Source organism: Streptomyces sp. NPDC051976 (assembly GCF_040680795.1).
GTDB lineage: Bacteria > Actinomycetota > Actinomycetes > Streptomycetales > Streptomycetaceae > Actinacidiphila.
The window spans coordinates 24,760-42,260 of record NZ_JBFAXL010000007.1 but is presented as its reverse complement, the minus strand read 5'-3'; the positions used below and the strand labels follow the sequence as shown (position 1 = coordinate 42,260).

Below are 17,501 nucleotides of genomic sequence, written 5' to 3'. Positions count from 1 at the left end.
ACCGCGGGACCTCAGTGCCTGCGGCGCAGTCCGGTGCCGACCAGGACCGCCCCGGCGAGCACCACCACCGCGTCGGCCAGGAGCGCGGTGTGCACTCCGCTGAGCACCGAACCGGTGGCGTGCGCACGGGTGGTGGCCACCGCGCTGAGCACCGGGATGCCGAGGGTGACGCCGACCTGCTGGGTCATCGAGGTGAGCCCGGTGGCCAGGCCCTGCTCGGCGTCCGGCAGCCCCGAGGTGGCGGTGACCATGTAGCCGACGATCGCCGAGATGTGGCCGAAGGCCCCGGCCGACGACGCCGCCAGCAGTACGGTCATCGCCGCGTTGCCACCGTCGCCGAGCAGGAACAGCGCGCCGGTGGCGACGCCTTGGAGCAGCAGCCCGCAGGTGAGCACGGCCCGGGTCCCGAAGCGGCCGATCAGCCGGGGCGCCAGCAGCCCGCCCACGAAGGCCGCCAGGCCGATGCCACAGAACGACAGGCCGGTACGGAGTGGCGAGTAGCCGAGCACCTGCTGCATGTAGAGGGTCAGCAGGAAGATCAGCGAGCTCTCCATCGCGAAGGTGACGAGGCCGCCGAGGTTGCCCCAGGTGACGGTGGGCCGGGTGAGCACCCGCACGGGGGCCAGCGGGGCCTGGGCGCGCAGTTCGATCCGCCAGAAGGCGGTCAGCAGGGCCACGGCGGCGGCGAGCCAGCCGAGCGCCGAGGGGTCGGTCCAGCCGAGCCGGCCCGCGGTGGTGACGCCGTAGACCAGGGTCAGCAGGCCGCCGGTGACGGTGACCGCGCCCGGCAGGTCCAGCCGGGTGCGCTTCCCGCGGCTCTCCGGGATGACAGCGGGGGCGGCGACGATCACGGCGACGGCGACCGGCACGTTGACGAAGAACGCCCACCGCCAGCTCAGCAGGTCGGTCAGCACCCCGCCGAAGATCGCGCCGATGGTGAAACCGGCCGACATAAGCGTGCCGTTGAGGCCGAGCGCCTTGTCCCGCAGCGGCCCCTCGGGCAGCGAGGTGGTGAGCAGCGACAGCGCGGCCGGGGTGGCGAGCGCGGCGGCCAGGCCCTGGGCGACGCGGGCGGCGATCATCATCGCCGGGCCGGTGGCGAGCCCGCCCGCCAGCGAGCCGGCGGCCAGCAGCGCCATTCCGGCGAGCAGCATGCTGCGCCGTCCCGCGAGGTCGGCCAGGCGGCCGAAGAGCAGCGTGAAACCGGCCGAGGGCAGCATCATCGCGGTCGATATCCACTGCAGGTTCGCCAGCGAGAAGCCGAGGCCGCGGCCGATGTCGGGCAGCGCCACGTTGAGGATCGAGAAGTCCACGGCGAGCATGAACTGCGAGCCCAGCAGGAGGACGAGGACCAGCCGCTGACGGGAGGTCAGCCGCGGGGTCCCGGGGTCCTCCGCCATGGCGGCCGCCGCGGGTGCGGTGGGTGTGGTGGGCGCGGTCATCGTCGTCACTGTCCGATCGTGAGTACGGCGTTCCCGGCGATCCGCCGGTCCCGCAGGTCGTTGAGGGCGGTGGCGGTGGACCGCCAGTCGGTGAGGCGGCCGATCTCGGGGTGCAGCCTGCCCTCGGCCACCAGCCGCACCAGCGCGGCCAGATCGGCGGCGTAGGGCTCGTCGAAGTGCTCGTAGTGGAAGTGCCGCACGGTCGCCGAGCGCGGGCCGCGGAAGAAGTCGAAGAAGTTCAGCGCGGCCGGTTCGCGGGAGGCCTGGCCGAACCAGATCAGCTCGCCGCGGGGCCGCAGCAGGGCCAGCGCGCGGGCGGTGGACTCGCCGCCGACCGACTCCATGACGGTGTGGAAGGGGCCGGTGGCGTCGTCGAGGTGGTGGATCACCCGGGCGCCGAACTCCGCCAGCCGCTTGCCCCGTTCGGGGGTCGCGGTGACCGCGGTGACCTGCGCTCCCGCGCCGACCGCCAGCTCCGTCACGTAGTGCCCGACCCCACCGGACGCGCCGGTGAGCAGCAGCGGGTGGCCGGAGACGCAGCCCGCGGTGCGCAGCAGCCGCAGCGCGGTCAGTCCGGCCAGCGGCAGGGCGGCGGCACGGATCGCGGAGACGCCCTCGGGGAGTACGGCGAGCCGGTCGGTGTCGACCGCGGCGTACTCCGCCCAGCCGCCGCCGGGCGGATGGCCGACCACCCGCTGCCCGGCGCTCGGGCCCGTGCCGTCCGCGGCGGCCTGGACGACCAGGCCCGCGATGTCCTTGCCGGGGCGGCGGTCCGGCCGCGGCGCGCCGTGCAGCCGGAAGACCTCGCCGCGGTTGAGGGAGAACGCCTCGACCTTGACCAGCGCCTGCCCCGGGCCCGGCCGCGGCTCCTCCGCGTCGCCGAGTACCACCATCTCGGCCGGGTTCCCGGTGGGCAGCAGTGCCTTCATCGCCAGCTCCTCGATCCTGCGCGAAGCCCGGTGGGCCTCGCTGCTGGATCAAGGAAAACCGCAGGTCAGAAGGTGCGTCCAACAGCCGTTGGGAGGGGTCGACAACGATCGGTTGTCAGCGCAGGCCGGACGCGTCGGCCGCGGTGCGGTCCGCGGTCCAGCTCGCCAGCACCGCGAGCCGTTCCGCCGTCGCCGACCCCGGCGGCGCCGTGTAGACGACCAGCAACTGGTCGGGGTCGCCCGGCAGTGCGAGGGTCTCGTAGCCGAACTCCAGCTCCCCGGCGACCGGATGACCGATCCGCTTGACGCCGTAGGTCTTCTCCCGCACCAGGTGGTCGGCCCACAGCCGGCGGAAGTCGGCGCTCTTCACCGAGAGTTCGCCGACCAGGGCGGCCAGCAGCTCGTCGTCGGCGTGCCGCCCGGCGTACAGCCGCAGATACGCCACGGTCTCGGCGGCGACGGCCGCCCACTCGGGGTAGAACTCCGCCGCCCGCGGGTCGAGGAAGACGGCACGCGCCATGTTGGGCCGCCGCCCGCCTCCGGCGCGGTCGTCGGAGCCCGGGCCCGTCATCGAGGTGAAGCCGTTGACGGCGTCGCCCAGCGCGTTCCAGGCCAGCACGTCCATCCGGCGGCCCAGCACGAACGCCGGGGTGTCGCGCATGCTGTCGAGCATCAGCCGCACCCCCGGCCGGACCTGCGCGCCGCCCGCGGCCGGACCGCCGGTGGGCCCGCCCGCCGCGCGCTCGGGCCGCGCCAGGTCCCGCAGATGCGCGTGCTCCGTCGGGTCGAGCCGCAGCACCCGCGCCACCGCGTCCAGCACGGCGTCCGAGACATGCTTGCCGCGGCCCTGCTCCAGCCGGATGTAGTAGTCGACGCTCACCCCGGCGAGCTGGGCCACCTCCTCGCGCCGCAGCCCCGGCACCCGCCGCCTGCCGTACGCGGGCAGCCCGACCTCCTCCGGCTGTATCCGCGCCCGCCGCGTCTGCAGGAATCCCCCGAGCGTGTTGTCCATGCCCCAGAGCCTAGGGGAGTGCCGCACCCCGATCCTGGTACTGGCAGACCCAGGAAAAGCTCAGCCCTGGGTGGGCGCCGCGCCGCGGCGCACGGTGGGGGCACACCGAAACACCGGACACCTCAAGGAGTTCCCACCATGAGCTACGACAACCTCGCGGGCCGTACCGCCGTCGTCACCGGGGCGGCGAGCGGGATGGGCGCCGCGACCGCCGCCCTGCTGGCCTCGCACGGCGCCCGGGTGGCGCTGCTGGCCCGCCGCGCCGACCGGCTGGAGACGCTGGCCGCGAAGATCACCGCGGACGGCGGCCAGGCGCTGGCCGTCACGGTCGACGTGACCGACGCGGAGTCGGTACGGGTGGCGGCCGAGCGGATCCGGCGGGAGTACGGCCGGGTCGACCTGGTCGTCAACTCGGCCGGTGTCATGCTGCCCAACCCGATCGACGCGGGCCGCACCGACGAGTGGGCCCGCATGCTCGACACCAACCTCACCGGCGTGCTGCGGATCATCGACGCCTTCCGCGCCGACCTGCTGGCCGCCGCTGCCGAGGGACACCCCGCCGACCTGGTCAACATCTCCTCCATCGGCGCGCACATCAGCTTCCCCAACTACGCCGTCTACGGTGCCACCAAGGCCGCGCTCACCCACCTGTCGGCGTCGCTGCGCACCGAGTTCGGCCCGCGTGACGTCCGCGTCACCAACATCGAGCCCGGTCTGACCGACACCGAACTGGGCGGGCACATCGACAACGCCGAGCTGACCGAGCAGCTCGACGGCATGTTCCGGGCGATCGGCCCGCTGTCCTCCGAGGACGTCGCGGACCTGATCGCGTACGTCACCAGCCGGGCCGCGCACGTTAACCTGCGACAGGTGATCGTGCTGCCGACACGGCAGGCGTGACGGGGACGGATACGTGTACGGGCACGGGCACGGGTACGAGTACGGGGACGACGGGGGTGCGGCGGCGGTGGATCTCGACCTCGCGCAGGTGCGCGCCTTCGTCGTGACGGCCGAGCGGCTGCACTTCGGCCGGGCCGCCGCCGAGCTGTACCTCTCCCAGCAGGCGCTGTCCAAGCGGGTGGCACGGCTGGAGGACGCCCTCGGGCGGCGGCTGTTCGAGCGCTCGGGGCACGGTGTGGAGCTGACCGAGGCCGGGCGGCGCTTCCTCGACCCGGCCCGCGAGCTGGTCAGGGCGGGGGAGGCCGCGGTGGCCGCCGTCCGGCACGAGCCGCGGGCGCTGCGGGTCAGTGTGTGGGGCCATATGTTCGTGCCGCTGCGCACCATCCGCGACGTGGTCGACGGGGCGCCGGAGCTGGACATCGAGCTGAGCCTGCGCCCCGGTTTCCTCGCCGCGCTGGCCGGGCTGCGCGGCGACGAGATCGACTTCGCGCTCGGCCGCACCCACGCGCTGGACGAGCCGTGGCCCGCCGCGGTCACCCGCCGGCTGGTCAGGCTCGAACCCGTCAAGGCGGTGATGAGCGAGGACAACCCGCTGGCCGCGGCGGCCGCGCTGACCCCGGCCGACCTGCGGGCCGGGCGGCTGTGGTTTCCCGCGCCAAAGGAGAAGGTGGAGTTCCTGCGCGCCTTCACCGAACGCTTCGATGTCCCCGGCGAGTTCGGCGGCATCAACCTCGGCCTCGACCCCTTCCTGGCCCACCTCAGGGCCCGGCCCGACCTCTTCTCGCTGCTGTGCACCGAGGTCGAGGTGCCGGACGGCGGCGGTCTGCGCGAGATCCCGGTCGTCGACCCGACCCCGCTCTACGCCTGGCATGTCGTCTGGCGCACCGCGGAGCGGCACCCGGTGCTGCCCGACCTGCTGTCCGCCTTCGCCTCGACCGCCCGCGACGCCGCCTGGCTCGCCTACGACCCGGCCCGCCACTGGCTCCCGGAAGCCGACCAGGAAGCGCTGCCGGTCGTCGGCCCGGGACGCTGAGGGCCGGGGCGCGGAGACGCCGCGGCACTGAGAGCCGGGGGGCGCCTCACCTGCGGGTGAGCAGGGCCACGGGGGAGTCGGCGAGCAGTCCTGACAGGCGGATCCGGCCCTCGTGGCTGCCGCCGCCGAGGCGGTCGAGCCAGCGGCCGGGCGGCAGGGTGAGGGCCGTGCCGCGCCAGCCGCCCGCCCGCTCCAGGCGGCGCGAGAGCCGGGTCACCACGGTGATCGCGCCGTCGCCGCGGACGAACGCCACGCAGTGCGCGGCGGCCGGGCCCTCGACGGCCAGCGGCGCGTACCCGGCGTCCGGCCCGTACCAGTGCGGGTGGTCGCGGCGCAGCCGCAGCGCGACCGCGGTCAGCCGCAGTTTCACCTCGTCGAAGCTGAACGGCCGGGCGCCGTCGAGCAGCCCCTGCAGGGTGCGGCCGGTGCCGAACCGGTGGGTGCCCGCGACCGGACCGCTCATCGGGCCGCGGTTGTCCGGGTCGACCAGGGTGTGCACCGGGAACTCGGTGCCCTGGTAGACGTCGGGCACCCCCGGCATCGTCAGATGGAGCAGCGCGGCGCCCAGCGTGTTGGCGCAGGCGTACGAGTGCAGCCCGGCGACGAACTCGCCGACGTCGTAGACCTGCCCGCCGCAGGGGCCCTGCTCGGTGAAGTCGGTGACGGCCTTCTCGTACGCCGCGTTCCGCTCGGTCCAGCTGGTGTGCAGGCCCGCCTCGCGGACCGCCTTGAGGGCCGCGGGCACCAGCCGGTCGGGGTGGCAGAAGCCGAGCCCGACGCCGGTCTGGAAGACGGTGTACTCGGTGTGCCGGTCGGGCGCGGGGGCGTCGCCGAAGCGCTCGGCGCGCAGCGACCGCGACCGCAGCCAGTCCCGCCAGTCGCCCGGCATCTCGGACAGCACCGCGAGCCGCAGCCGCAGGTCGGCGCTGTGCTTGGTGTCATGGGTGGACAGCACGGTCCCGGTCGCGGGCCGCTCCCGCGCCACGGTCGCGCAGTAGTCGTGGAACTGCTCGGGGGCTGTCGCCGGGTGCGCGGGGTCCCGGCCCACCTCGCACAGCGACAGCAGCGGTGTGTAGCGGTAGAAGCCGGTGTCCTCCACCGACTTGGCGTGCAGCGCCGAGGCGACCTGGGCGAACCGCACGGTGAAGTCGGCGATGTCCGCCAGCTCGGCGCGGTCGGTGCGCGCGGTGTCCAGCACCTGCCCGGCCCGGCCCAGGGCCAGGTCGCGGACGAAGTCCAGCGCGTCCGCCAGCTCCGCCGCGCACTCCCGGCGCGCCGCCTGCGCGGCGTGCTCCAGCATGGCGGCGTCCGTCGGCGAGGCCGGGCCGCCTGCGGGGACGTACGGGCGGTAGACGGGGAGCCGGACCAGCAGCTCGCGGATCGCGTCGGCGAGCGCTCCCGGCGGGTACGGGGGGTCGCCCGGCAGCGCGGCGCGGGCGCGCTCCGCGGTGCGGCGCAGCCGCTCGACCTCGGCGGCCAGGTCGTGGGTGACGACGCGGTACGCCGCCCGTCGCGCGGTCGCCGCCCAGCGGCCGCCGCGGTCGTCGGCCACGCCGGTGAACTCGCGGTAGAAGTCGGCCAGTTCAGCGACCCCGTCCGGGTCGGTGAAGAGCCCGTCGATCCGGTCCAGGGCGTCGTAGCCCGTGGTGCCCGCGCACTCCCAGTCCGCGGGCAGCGGCTCGTCGCGCTGCAGGATCTTCTCCACCACCGTCCAGCGCCCCTCGGTCGCCGCGGCCAGCCGCCGCAGATAGCCCGCGGGGTCGGCCAGCCCGTCCGGGTGGTCGATCCGCAGGCCGTCCGCGACGCCCTCGCGCAGCAGCCGCAGCACCGTGGCGTGGGTGGCGTCGAAGACCTCCTGCCGCTCCACGCGGACCGCGATGAGGTCGGAGATGGTGAAGAAGCGGCGGTAGTTCAGCTCGGTGCGGGCGGCCCGCCAGTACGCCAGCCGGTACCACTGCGCCGCCAGCAGCTCCTCCAGCGGCAGCTCCTCGGTGCCCTCGCGCAGCGGCAGGACGTGGTCGAAGTAGCGCAGCACCTTCCCGTCGGCCCGCTTGTCGCGCTCCACGACCAGGGCGTCCAGTACGTCGGGCAGCGGGTCGCCCAGCACCGGCAGCAGCACCTTGCCGCCCAGCGCCGCCCAGTCGATGTCGAACCACCCGGCGTAGGACGACTCGGGGCCGTCCCGCAGCACCGCCCACAGCGGCCCGTTGAGGTGCTCGGGCGCGGGCACCGCCATGTGGTTGGGCACGATGTCGAGCACCAGCCCGAGACCGTGCTCGCGGGCGATCCGCGACAGCTCCCGCAAGCCCTGCTCGCCGCCCAGCTCCTCCCGCACCCGGGTGTGGTCCACCACGTCGTAGCCGTGCGTGGAGCCGGGCACGGCCTCCAGGACCGGCGACAGGTGCAGGTGCGTGACGCCGAGCGCCGCCAGGTACGGCACCCTGGCGGCGGTGTCGGCGAAGGTGAAGCCGGGCTGTACCTGCACCCGGTACGTCGAGGCGGGTGTGACGGTGAGTGCGGTCATGGGGTGTTCCCTACCCCGGAACGGCCCTGTCGTCCCACCGCGTCACGCGGGCCGCTGCAGCACCACCAGACTCCGGTCGACCAGCTCCAGCCGGTCGCCGGCCCTGACCTTGCGCCCGCTGCCCGGCGGCACCCCGTCGGGCTCCCCGGTGTCGACCACGAGCTGCCACTCCTTGCCGTGGTTGACCGGCACCACGAACTCCTGGGAGCGCCGCGCCGCGTTGAACATCAGCAGGAAGGAGTCGTCGGTGATCGGCTCGCCGCGCGCGCCCGGCTCGGAGATCGCGTTGCCGTTGAGGAAGACCACCAGCGACCTGGCGTGCGCCGCCTGCCAGTCCCGCTGCGCCATCTCCTGCCCCTCGGGGGTGAACCAGGCGATGTCGGACAGCTCGTCGTGGGTGCCCTCCACCGGGCGGCCGTGGAAGAACCGGCGGCGCCGGAAGACGGCGTGGTCGCGGCGGAGCCACACCATGGTGCGCAGGAAGTCGTGCAGCCGGTGCGCGTCGTCGTCCCGACCGCCGTCGCCCGGCTTGCCGGGCCAGGCCACCCATGCCAGTTCGTTGTCCTGGCAGTAGGCGTTGTTGTTGCCGCCCTGGGTGCGGCCGAACTCGTCGCCGTGCGAGATCATCGGCACGCCCTGGGAGAGCATCAGGGTGGCCAGGAAGTTCCGCATCTGGCGGCCGCGCAGCGCCTGCACCTCGGCGTCGTCGGTCGGCCCCTCGGCGCCGCAGTTCCAGGACCGGTTGAAGCTCTCGCCGTCCCGGTTGCCCTCGCCGTTGGCCTCGTTGTGCTTGTCGTTGTACGACACCAGGTCGTGCAGGGTGAAGCCGTCGTGGCAGGTGACGAAGTTGATCGAGGCCAGCGGGCGGCGGCCGTCGTCCTGGTAGAGGTCGGACGAGCCGGTCAGCCGGGAGCCGAACTCGGCGAGCGTGGCGCTCTCCCCGCGCCACAGGTCCCGTACGGTGTCGCGGAACTTGCCGTTCCACTCGGTCCACAGCGGCGGGAAGTTGCCCACCTGGTAGCCGCCCTCGCCGACGTCCCACGGCTCGGCGATCAGCTTCACCTGGGAGACCACCGGGTCCTGCTGCACCAGGTCGAAGAAGGAGGAGAGCCGGTCCACCTCGTGGAACTGCCGTGCCAGGGTGGCCGCCAGGTCGAAGCGGAAGCCGTCCACGTGCATCTCGGTCACCCAGTAGCGCAGCGAGTCCATGATCATCTGGAGCACGTGCGGGCTGCGCATCAGCAGGCTGTTGCCGGTGCCCGTGGTGTCCGTGTAGTACCGCTTGTCGCCGCCGAGCCGGTAGTACGAGGCGTTGTCCAGGCCGCGCAGCGACAGGGTGGGGCCGAGGTGGCTGCCCTCCGCGGTGTGGTTGTAGACCACGTCGAGGATCACCTCGATCCCGGCCCGGTGCAGCGCGCGCACCGCCGTCTTGAACTCCAGCACCTGCTGGCCGCGGTCGCCCAGCGAGGCGTACGCGTGGTGCGGCGCGAAGAATCCGATGGTGTTGTAACCCCAGTAGTTCGCCAGTCCCGCGTCGACCAGACGGTGGTCCTGGATGAACTGGTGCACCGGCATCAGTTCCAGGGTGGTCACCCCGAGTTCCACCAGATGGCCGATCACCGCCGGGTGCGCCAGCGCCGCGTAGGTGCCGCGGATCTCCTCGGGAAGCCCCGGATGGGTCATCGTCAGACCCTTCACATGGGCTTCGTAGATGACGGTCCGGTGGTAGTCGATCCGCGGCGCGCGGTCGTCCGCCCAGTCGAAGTACGGGTTGACCACGACCGAGGTCATGGTGTGCGGGGCGGAGTCCAGGTCGTTGCGGGAGTCCGGCTGTCCGAACCGGTAGCCGTACACCGCCTCGTCCCAGTCGATGGAACCGCTTATCGCCTTGGCGTAGGGGTCGAGGAGCAGCTTCGCGGAGTTGCAGCGGTGGCCGCGCGCGGGATCGTACGGCCCGTGCACCCGGAAGCCGTAGCGCTGCCCCGGCATCACCCCGGGCAGATAGGCGTGCCGGACGAAGGCGTCCGCCTCCCGCAGCTCCACCGCCGTCTCGGAGCCGTCGTCGTGCAGCAGACACAGCTCGATTCGTGACGCCACCTCGGAGAAGACGGCGAAGTTGGTGCCCGCGCCGTCAAAGGTGGCACCGAGGGGATACGACTGACCCGGCCAGACTTGCATGAGGTGACTCTTCCACTCCCGGACCGGATCACGCGGCCCGGCCGCGCATCCGGCCAGATTCGTTGCCGAAAGTGCATCCTCCCACCTGGCCCACCCCACGGTGACGTAGCCACAACAGGCAGCGACCGCAAGCGTGGTGAGGTTTTCCGCTAGTAGTCAAGTAGGGTCAACAGGGCTGCGACGCCCCCCGCACCGCAGTACCCTTCCTTGATCGTGGACGGGGGTGGGAGGCGGTGTCGTGGTGACGTCCGGAGGTCTGATGCTCCCGGGAGGCGGTGAGCAGGGGGACCCGCACGTCGCGGACGCGGCCGCCGGTGAGGGCCTGCCCGGTGCGGTGACCCTCACCCAACCGCTGGAGATCGGAGCGGAACTGGACTGGGGCGCCGACGCCTGGGCCGAGGTGCGCACCCGCGCCACCCGGGCCGGGCGGGCATACGTCTGGCTGAACCTCGTCGAACAGCGCCTGCGCGCCGTCGTCAACGCCGTGCTGCGCCCGATCTACGAGCCAGTGCACGGTGAGGAGTGGGTGGTCGCCGCGGCGGGCCCGGCCGGGCACGAGTGGGTGCAGCGGGCCGTCGCGGTACGGGAGGTCAGCCGCCGCAAGGGGTTCCTGCTCGACCCCGCCGACGACAACGTCCTGAGCTTCCTGACCCTGCCGCAGCTGCGCGAACTGGTCGTCCAGCACTGGCCGTGCTTCGAGCCGTACTTCGACGACCGCCGGGACCTCGAACTCGCCCTCGACGAGCTGGAGGTGACCCGGCACGTCGTCTCCCGCAACCGGGCGCTGTCCAGGACCGTGCTCGACCAGGCCGAGCGGGCCGCCGCCCGGCTGCTGGAGCTGCTGGGCGCCGGGCCCGCCCGCACCGCCGCGCAGCGGCTGCCGGTGGACGCCGTCGAGGACCTGGTGGCCGACCGCTACGCCGACGTCATCGGCGTCTACCCCGACCGGGTGAGGCTGCAGCGGCAGCTCCCGGTGGAGGACCTGTTCGCCGGGGCGCGGCGGCTGGACGCGATAGGCATCGGCCTCAACCTGCTGGTGCAGAACTACTCCGGGCGGCGGCTGGTCCGGCTCGCGGAGTCCGGCTGCCGGGTACGGCTGGCCTTCCTCAACCCGGCCAGCAGCACGATCCGCCGCCGGGAGCGGGAACTGGGCCTCGGCCGCGGCGAGCTGAGCCGGTCCGTCGAGATGAACATCATGCACATGCGGCGGGTACGGGCCCGGCTGCGGGACCCGGCGGCCTTCGAGATCCAGGTCTTCGACGAGACCCCGCGGTTCACGGCGTATCTGGTCGACGGCGACACCGCCGACGGCCTGGCGGTCGTCCAGACGTATCTGCGGCGGGCCCGCGGCATGGAGGTGCCGGTGATCCTGCTGCGCGGTGGTTCCCGCCGGGTGGTGGACGGCGAACGCCCCGCGGAGAGCGGTCTGTTCGACGTCTACCGCGAGGAGTTCGACGGCATCTGGGCCGACTCCCGGCCGGTGTCCTGAGCGGTCCCCGCGGCCCGGCCGGCGGGTGCCCGGCACGGGACTGTCAGTGGTGCCCGCCATGATGGCAGAGCACACGGGGGTACGGGGACTTTGGGTGGGAAGGGACGTTCGCCATGGGATGGCACGAGGAGCTGCTGGTCGGGTTCGACCTGGAGACCACGGGCACCGACCCGCGCCAGGCGCGGATCGTGACCGCCGCGGTGACCGAGGTGAAGAGCGGTGAGCCGGTCCGGCACCGGTCGTGGCTCGCCAACCCCGGCGTCCCCATCCCGGCGGAGACCACCGCCATCCACGGCATAACCACCGAGCGGGCGGCCGCCCACGGGCGCCCGGCCGCCGAGGTGGCCGCCGAGATCGCCGACGCGCTGCGCGGCTACTGGGCGGCGGGAGTGCCCGTCGTCGTCTACAACGCGCCCTTCGACCTCACCCTTCTGGACGAGGAGTTGCGGCGGTACGCGCTGCCGCCGCTGGCGGCCCCAGGGGCCCGTCCAGGGCCCGTCATCGACCCGCTGGTGATGGACCGGGCCCTGGACAAGTTCCGGCGCGGCAAGCGCACCCTGGAGGCCGCCTGCGCGGTCTACGGGGTCGTGCTGGACGGCGCTCACGACGCGGGCGCGGACGCGCTGGCCGCCGTGCGGGTGGCCCGCGCCCTCGCCGTCCGCTACCCGGAGGCCGCCGAGGCCGATCTGTGGGACCTGCACAGCTCCCAGACCGGCTGGTACGCCGCCTGGGCCGAGGACTTCGCCGACTGGCTGCGGCGCAAGGGCTCGGCGGACGCGGCGGGGGTCGACCGGGACTGGCCGCTGCGGGCGGCCGTGGCGTCGTAGCAGTGCGGCCCGGCGGGGGAGCCGGGCGGACGGTGAGGCGGGGTCAGAAGGAGTACCAGCGGACCGTTCTGTCGCCGGTGCGCAGCGAGTTGACCCGGCGGCGGAATTCGGCGAGCGCGGCCGGGCTGGCGGGCGCGCGCTGGGCGACCCAGGCGCAACTCGCCGTCTCGCGGGCGCCGCGCAGCACATCGGCGCCGTCCCACTCGGTGACGTCCCAGCCGTAGGCGGCGGTGAAGGCGTCGTAGGCGGCCGGGGTGCCGCCGAAGCGGTCGCGGCTGAGCGCGTGCACGACCAGGTCGTGCTCGCGCAGGTCGGAGGAGAAGGTCTCCAGGTCGACCAGGACCGGGCCGTCCGGGCCGATGTGGATGTTGCGGGGCAGCGCGTCGCCGTGGATCGGGCCGCGGCCCAGATGCGGGACCAGAGCGGCCGCGGCGGTGGCGAAGCCGTCCCTGCGCTCCCGTAGATAGGCCGCGTCCGCCGGGTCGATGGCGGCGCCGGCCATCCGCAGCCAGCGCTCGACACCGCCGAGCAGATCCCGCGGCGGCAGCCCGAAGTCCGGCTCCGGCAGGGCGTGGACGAGCCGCAGCAGCGGCGCCGCGTCGGCGGGTTCCGCGGGCCGCAGCGGATCGGGCAGCCGCTGCCAGTACGTGATGGGGTGTCCGTGCACCAGCCGCACCTCGGACTCCGCGGAGCGGACCGCGGGGATGTCGTGCTTGGCCAGCCAGTCGGCGGTGCGCACCTCGCGGCGGGCGCGGTCCAGCAGGTCGGCGCTGCGGCCGATCTTGATCACCAGGCGCCCGGCGGCGAAGACAGCGTTCTCCCCGAAGGCCAGCAGATCGGCCTCGGGATGCCCGGCGGCGTCCAGTACCGCCCGTGCCCGGTCCTGCGTGAACACCGCGTCCGCCATACCGACCCCTTCGCCGTAAACGCTTGCTGTTCCGTACCGCCGTACCCGTGGTGCCGTCAATGCGCGCGCCGCCCCGCCGACGTGCCGTCTTCCGCCGTGCATATGCCACGGTCATCGGACACCCGTGCGAGACATGGCAAGTCTCGCATCCGCACGCCCCCAGTTCGCGCGGTGGGGACAGGGAATGCGCCCTGAATACGCGCCACGGGCGGGCGAGGGAGGCATCGAGGGGGCGCCGAGGCCGGATCGAGACGGCACCGAGAAGGCGCCGCCCGCACATCGCACTCGCCGGGAGCGATGATTCGCGGCCGTCCGGCCGGTCGGTATCCAGGGGGCCCGGTGGCGGGCTCCGCGACGACGAGTGGGGGACAGGGATGGCGGCCGCGGCCCCAGGACCGGCGGACCCGGGCGATCCGGACCGGCCGGGCGGACCCGAACCGGCGGGTGCCGCCCGGCAGTTGAGCGCGCCCGGGCCGCCCGACGCCGCGTCAGCGCGCCCCCCCGCCGTGGTGGAGCTGGATGTGCGCGGGCTGCCCGCCGGGCTGCGCACCGTCGCCGCGCTGTCGCGGCTGCGGCTGGCCGCCCGCCGCACCGGACACGCCGTACGGCTGTACGGCGCCGCTCCCGCACTGCGCGAGCTGCTCGAACGCGCCGGGCTAGGCGGGGAGTTCGAGTGGGAGGCCGAAGAGCGGGAAGACCCGCTCGGTGTCGAGGAATGAGTGCAGGCCGGTGATCCGGCCGTCGGAGATCTCCAGCACCTGGAGCGCCCACGCCTGCCGGGGGGCGCCCGGCTCGGCGCCCGGGCGGTACTGGCCGAAGGCGGGCGAGCCGTTCGTGGCCGCGGCCGGGACCAGCCGCGAGCCACGGCAGCCTATGCCGGTGCCCAGGAACCAGGCGCGGATATCGGCGTGGCCGCGCAGCCACAGCGGGAACGGCGGCATCTGCATGGTGGCGTCCTCGTGCAGCAGACTGGTGAGCGAGTCCAGGTCGTACCGCTCGAAGGCGTCCACATAGCGGGCCAGCAGCTTCTCCTGGTCCTCGTCCATCGGCGCGGTGGCGGGCGCCGTGGCGCTCACCCCGGCCGCGCCGAGCGTGGCGCGGGCCCGCTGCAGCGCGCTGTTCACCGAGGCGACCGACGTGCCCAGCAGCTCCGCGGTCTCGCTCGCCTTCCAGGCCAGCACCTCGCGCAGGATGAGCACCGCCCGCTGCCGGGCCGGGAGGTGCTGGAGCGCGGCGACGAACGCCAGCTTGATCGTCTCCCGCGCGACCACCACATCGGCCGGGTCGCCCGCCGACGGCAGCGCCCGGACGTCGGGCACCGGCTCGATCCAGATGCTCTCCGGCGACATGGCGGGCAGCGCCGCGTCCGCGTGCGAGGCCGGGGACAGGTCCATCGGGCGGGCCCTGCGCTTGCCCGCGTTGAGGCTGTCCAGACAGACGTTGGTGGCGATGCGGTACAGCCACGAGCGCAGCGACGAGCGCCCCTCGAAGCCGCCGTGGGAGCGCCAGGCGCGCACCAGGGTCTCCTGCACCGCGTCCTCGGCCTCGAACACCGAGCCGAGCATCCGGTAGCAGTACCCGGTCAGCTCGACGCGGTGTGCTTCCAGCCGCAGCTCCACCTCGTCCGCGGCGACGGTTCCGTTGCTGGCGCTGTCTCGTACGGTCACGGATCCCACACTACGGCCGCCCACCGACAACGGCCGGGATACGGCGGCACGGCGCCGCCCCCGTCCCGGGTGGGAGGGGGCGGCGCCGTGCTCGCGCGGGTGTTCAGGCGGTGCGGTGGCCGGTCAGACGCGGTCCCTGACCTGGCCGGGGTAGCCGCCCGGGTACGGCTCGCCGTATCCGCCGGTGTGCACCGGGGCCGGGGCGGCGGCCGGGGGCTGCGGCAGCGCCGACTCGTCGTGCGTCATGTCGGGCAGCCGGTGCAGCCAGCGCGGCAGGTACCAGTTGCGCTCGCCCAGCAGCGACATGACCGCCGGCAGCAGCACCCCGCGGATGATCGTGGCGTCGATCAGGACCGCGAAGGCCAGGCCGACACCCATCTGCTTCATGCTCTGCATCGACAGCGTTCCGAAGATCGCGAACACCGCGACCATGATGACGGCGGCGCTGGTCACGACGCCCGCTGTGGTGGTGATGCCGTGCTCGATGGCGCCCTTGGTGGTCAGCCCGCGCATCCGGGCCTCGCGGATCCGGGAGACCACGAACACGTGGTAGTCCATGCTCAGCCCGAACAGGATCACGAAGAGGAAGAGCGGCAGCCAGGCCGCCACCGCGCCGGTGCCGGTGGCGCCCACCAGCGACGCGCCCCAGCCGTGCTGGAAGACCGCGGTCAGGATGCCGTAGGCGGCGCCGACCGACAGCAGGTTGAGCGCGATCGAGGTCAGGGCGATGGTCAGCGACCGGAAGGACAGCAGCATCAGCAGGAAGGCGAAGACGGTCACGAAGAGGAAGACCGGCGGCACACTGCTGGTGATCTTGTTGGCGAAGTCCATCGACCCGGCGGTCTCACCGGTGATCGGCGCTTGCAGGCCGTCGACCTTGCCGAGCGTGTCGGGGCGTACGTGGTCCCGCAGCAGATGCAGGTCGGCCTCCGCCTTGGCGCGGTCGCTGCCGCCCGCCAGTGGTACGTCGATCTGCGCCACGTTCTGCGCGCTGTGCACGGTGAGCGTCACCGGGCCCTTGCTGGCGCCGGAGGAGACCGCCTCGGTGCGGAACTCCGCGATGGCCTTCTTGACCGCGGGGGCGTTGATCGCGTCGGCCTTCAGGACGACATGGGCCGGGTCGGGACCGCCGGGGAACGCCGTGTTGATGTGCTCGTAGGTCTGGATGATCGGCAGGCTGTCGCCCAGTTCCTGCTGCATCGACAGATTCGCGGACTTCATGCCGAACGCCGGGAGCGCGATGGCCAGCAGCGCGCCGCCCGCGATGATGACGGCGGCCTTCGGGTTGCGCAGCACCGGCCGCAGCACGGCCCGCCAGAAGCGGCTGCTGCTGTCGGCCGGGCGGCCGGCGGCGGCCTTCTTGCGGCGGTTCAGGAACGGGATGCGGCCCTTCTCGACCCGGTGGCCGAGCAGCGACAGCAGCGCGGGCAGCACGGTGACGGAACCGAACATCGCGATGGCGACGACGATCATCGTGGCCACACCCATGGCCTTGAAGTCGCCGATGCCGGTGAAGAGCATGCCCGCCATGGCCACGATCACGGTGACACCGGAGATCAGGATCGCCCGTCCGGAGGTCGCGGCGGCGATCTTCAGCGCGGTCTGCGGGTCATGCCCCGCGGCCCGCTCCTCACGCTCGCGGCGCAGGTAGAACAGGCAGTAGTCGACACCCACGGCCAGACCGACCAGCAGCATCACGGAGTTGGCGGTGTCGCTCATCGGCACCGAGTGGCTGACCATCGCCACCACACCGCCCGCGGCCAGGAAGGCCGTCATCGCCAGCGCCACCGGCAGCAGGGCCGCCACCAGGGCGCCGAACGCCACCAGCAGGATGCCCAGTGCCACCGGCACCGCGGAGTACTCGGCGGTCGCGAAGTCGCTGCCGAAGGCGTCGTTGACCGCCTTCTGCGAACTGGCGTCGCCGAACTCCTCTATCCGCAGGTCGGGATGGCGCCCCTGTGCGGCCTTCACCGCGTCGAGCACCGGATCCACCTGCTTCGACGCGTCGTCCTTGTCGCCGAGCATGTCGAACCGCACCAGCGCGGAGTGCTGGTCGGCCGAGATCGTCCTGGTGGCGTAGGGCGAGGTCACCGCGGTCACCTTGCCGGTGCCCTTGACCGCCGACATCACATCGGTGACGGCGGCACGGAAGGCCGGATCGGTGGCCTTGCCCGCGCCCTTCGTCTGGAGGAGCACCATCTCGCTCGCCGCGCCCTTGAGCCCGGCGTCGTCGTTGATCGTGGCGGCCTGGCTGACCTCGCCGGACATCGCCCGGTCCTCGTCGACGTCGACGCGGCCCGCCGACTGGCCGATGAACATGGCCAGGATGACGAAGAGCATCCAGCCGCCGACCGCCGCCCAGCGATGGCGCGCGCTCCAACTGCCCATCGCCGCCGCGATGCCCATCCTGCTGCCGTGTGCGCGTGCGCGACTCACGGTGTCCCCCTTGCGAAGATCGTCATGGGTGGCGGCGTCCGGCCGCTCTGTCACCCATGACGCTACGGTCGGCGGAGGTACCGACCCATCCGGCCTGCTGGTGACTTCGGGGAGGGTGTTCTCCCCCTCAGGGGTGGGGTCAACCCCACCATGGCCG

Annotated in this window: 13 protein-coding genes; 5 read left to right on the top strand and 8 right to left on the bottom strand. The window is 73.3% G+C overall.

The annotated features are described in order from the left end of the window. Positions 1 to 11 precede the first annotated feature (11 nt). From AB0M29_RS10265 to AB0M29_RS10255, 3 genes are all read right to left on the bottom strand, one after another. Positions 12 to 1,442, bottom strand: a complete 1,431-nt coding sequence (locus AB0M29_RS10265) for an MFS transporter (RefSeq protein ID WP_365381949.1) — start codon at positions 1,440 to 1,442, stop codon at positions 12 to 14. Between the two features lie 5 nt (positions 1,443 to 1,447). Continuing rightward, positions 1,448 to 2,371, bottom strand: coding sequence for a zinc-binding dehydrogenase (locus AB0M29_RS10260; RefSeq protein WP_365381645.1), 924 nt, complete (start codon positions 2,369 to 2,371; stop codon positions 1,448 to 1,450). A gap of 115 nt (positions 2,372 to 2,486) precedes the next feature. Next, positions 2,487 to 3,383, bottom strand: coding sequence for a helix-turn-helix transcriptional regulator (locus tag AB0M29_RS10255; RefSeq protein WP_365381644.1), 897 nt, complete (start codon positions 3,381 to 3,383; stop codon positions 2,487 to 2,489). Between the two features lie 138 nt (positions 3,384 to 3,521). Between AB0M29_RS10255 and AB0M29_RS10250 the strand changes: the two genes are divergently transcribed. After that, positions 3,522 to 4,283, top strand: coding sequence for an SDR family oxidoreductase (locus AB0M29_RS10250; RefSeq protein WP_365381642.1), 762 nt, complete (start codon positions 3,522 to 3,524; stop codon positions 4,281 to 4,283). Positions 4,284 to 4,296: 13 nt separating this feature from the next. Then, positions 4,297 to 5,316, top strand: coding sequence for a LysR family transcriptional regulator (locus tag AB0M29_RS10245; protein ID WP_365381640.1), 1,020 nt, complete (start codon positions 4,297 to 4,299; stop codon positions 5,314 to 5,316). Between the two features lie 46 nt (positions 5,317 to 5,362). Here AB0M29_RS10245 and treY read toward each other — a convergent pair whose 3' ends face one another. Together treY and glgX are read right to left on the bottom strand one after the other, a co-directional pair. After that, entirely contained in the window at positions 5,363 to 7,840 is a 2,478-nt protein-coding gene (treY, locus tag AB0M29_RS10240) for a malto-oligosyltrehalose synthase (protein WP_365381638.1), read from the bottom strand. A gap of 42 nt (positions 7,841 to 7,882) precedes the next feature. Next, on the bottom strand, positions 7,883 to 10,018 hold the full coding sequence (glgX, locus tag AB0M29_RS10235; RefSeq protein ID WP_365381636.1) for a glycogen debranching protein GlgX: 2,136 nt from the start codon (positions 10,016 to 10,018) through the stop codon (positions 7,883 to 7,885). A gap of 259 nt (positions 10,019 to 10,277) precedes the next feature. Between glgX and AB0M29_RS10230 the strand changes: the two genes are divergently transcribed. Further along, positions 10,278 to 11,507 carry an SAV2148 family HEPN domain-containing protein gene (locus AB0M29_RS10230; RefSeq protein ID WP_365381948.1) on the top strand — a complete coding sequence of 410 codons (1,230 nt, stop codon included), beginning with the start codon at positions 10,278 to 10,280 and terminating at the stop codon, positions 11,505 to 11,507. Between the two features lie 113 nt (positions 11,508 to 11,620). Next, entirely contained in the window at positions 11,621 to 12,334 is a 714-nt protein-coding gene (locus AB0M29_RS10225) for a 3'-5' exonuclease (RefSeq protein ID WP_365381634.1), read from the top strand. A gap of 43 nt (positions 12,335 to 12,377) precedes the next feature. Here the strand turns inward: AB0M29_RS10225 and AB0M29_RS10220 are convergent, their stop codons facing one another. Further along, a complete protein-coding gene (locus tag AB0M29_RS10220) occupies positions 12,378 to 13,241 on the bottom strand; it encodes an aminoglycoside phosphotransferase family protein (protein ID WP_365381633.1) in 864 nt (287 codons plus the stop codon). Between the two features lie 374 nt (positions 13,242 to 13,615). Here AB0M29_RS10220 and AB0M29_RS10215 point away from each other — a divergent pair, with 374 nt between their 5' ends. Beyond that, a complete protein-coding gene (locus AB0M29_RS10215; RefSeq protein ID WP_365381631.1) occupies positions 13,616 to 13,960 on the top strand; it encodes a hypothetical protein in 345 nt (114 codons plus the stop codon). On the opposite strand, the gene AB0M29_RS10210 is transcribed toward AB0M29_RS10215, so the two are convergent. Together AB0M29_RS10210 and AB0M29_RS10205 are read right to left on the bottom strand one after the other, a co-directional pair. Beyond that, a complete protein-coding gene (locus AB0M29_RS10210; protein ID WP_365381630.1) occupies positions 13,898 to 14,908 on the bottom strand; it encodes a sigma-70 family RNA polymerase sigma factor in 1,011 nt (336 codons plus the stop codon). The two genes, AB0M29_RS10215 and AB0M29_RS10210, sit on opposite strands and share 63 nt — an antisense overlap. Positions 14,909 to 15,031: 123 nt before the next feature. After that, positions 15,032 to 17,314, bottom strand: a complete 2,283-nt coding sequence (locus AB0M29_RS10205) for an MMPL family transporter (protein WP_365381947.1) — start codon at positions 17,312 to 17,314, stop codon at positions 15,032 to 15,034. Between the last annotated feature and the right edge of the window lie 187 nt (positions 17,315 to 17,501).

Excerpts from the sequence above, each read along its gene's own strand:
- AB0M29_RS10265 (WP_365381949.1), bottom strand. The coding sequence starts at position 1,442 with ATGACCGCGCCCACCACACCCACCGCACCCGCGGCGGCCGCCATGGCG.
- AB0M29_RS10260 (WP_365381645.1), bottom strand. The coding sequence starts at position 2,371 with ATGAAGGCACTGCTGCCCACCGGGAACCCGGCCGAGATGGTGGTACTC.
- AB0M29_RS10255 (WP_365381644.1), bottom strand. The coding sequence starts at position 3,383 with ATGGACAACACGCTCGGGGGATTCCTGCAGACGCGGCGGGCGCGGATA.
- AB0M29_RS10250 (WP_365381642.1), top strand. The coding sequence starts at position 3,522 with ATGAGCTACGACAACCTCGCGGGCCGTACCGCCGTCGTCACCGGGGCG.
- treY (WP_365381638.1), bottom strand. The coding sequence starts at position 7,840 with ATGACCGCACTCACCGTCACACCCGCCTCGACGTACCGGGTGCAGGTA.
- glgX (WP_365381636.1), bottom strand. The coding sequence starts at position 10,018 with ATGCAAGTCTGGCCGGGTCAGTCGTATCCCCTCGGTGCCACCTTTGAC.
- AB0M29_RS10230 (WP_365381948.1), top strand. The coding sequence starts at position 10,278 with ATGCTCCCGGGAGGCGGTGAGCAGGGGGACCCGCACGTCGCGGACGCG.
- AB0M29_RS10225 (WP_365381634.1), top strand. The coding sequence starts at position 11,621 with ATGGGATGGCACGAGGAGCTGCTGGTCGGGTTCGACCTGGAGACCACG.
- AB0M29_RS10220 (WP_365381633.1), bottom strand. The coding sequence starts at position 13,241 with ATGGCGGACGCGGTGTTCACGCAGGACCGGGCACGGGCGGTACTGGAC.
- AB0M29_RS10215 (WP_365381631.1), top strand. The coding sequence starts at position 13,616 with ATGGCGGCCGCGGCCCCAGGACCGGCGGACCCGGGCGATCCGGACCGG.
- AB0M29_RS10205 (WP_365381947.1), bottom strand. The coding sequence starts at position 17,314 with ATGGGCATCGCGGCGGCGATGGGCAGTTGGAGCGCGCGCCATCGCTGG.